Raw genomic sequence first — 657 nt, 5'->3', positions numbered from 1 at the left:
GTGCTGGTCACCGCCAACGCCATGCGCCTGCTGCGCTGGCGCGGGTGAAGTGGTCTATTCCGCTGGGGCCGTCAGCGGCGGCGTGGCGTTGCTGCGCCCTTCCCAGACATAGGATGCCAGCGCCACCGCGACGGCGACCAGCATGGCTATGGCGCCGAGCAGCGGCAGGCTGCGGTAGCCATAGCCGCTGTTCAGCATCGCGGCGCCCAACGACGCGGCCAGCGCGATGCCGACATTGAAGCCGGACGGAATGAGCGACGAGGCGAGGTTCGAGGCGTCCGCCGTCCAGGCCAGGATGCGGGTCTGGATCGGTGTGCCGATGGCGAAGTTGAGGCCGCCCCAGACGACGATCGCCACAACCATCGGCAGGGGATAAGGGCTGACGGCGTAGATGACGGCCAGCGTCACCGCCTGCAAGGCCAGCATGGTGATCAATGACGGCATCAGCTTCCAGTCGGAGAGCTTGCCGCCGAGGAAGACTCCCAGGGTGGCACCGACGCCGTTGAGCAGCAGCACCCATGGCACCAGGTTCTCGTCGAGCCCGGTGACTTCCAGCAGTGTCGGGGTGATGTAGGTGAACAGGCCGAACTGGCCGATCATCAGCATCAGCATCAGGATCAGCGAAGTCCAGACCTGCTGGCGGGACAGCACACGGAC

1 protein-coding gene is annotated in these 657 nt (G+C 66.2%); it reads right to left on the bottom strand.

Going from position 1 to position 657, the window contains the following annotated elements:
* Positions 1-54 precede the first annotated feature (54 nt).
* Positions 55-657, bottom strand: a 603-nt coding sequence (locus tag EN939_RS36865; protein ID WP_164751629.1) for an MFS transporter, incomplete at its 5' end; no start/stop codon positions are given.

It is taken from the genome of Mesorhizobium sp. M7A.F.Ca.CA.002.05.1.1 (genome assembly GCF_003998335.1).
In the GTDB taxonomy this organism is placed as follows: domain Bacteria; phylum Pseudomonadota; class Alphaproteobacteria; order Rhizobiales; family Rhizobiaceae; genus Mesorhizobium.
The sequence above is the reverse complement of the archived record's forward strand: the minus strand, read 5'-3'. Positions and strand labels throughout refer to the sequence as shown.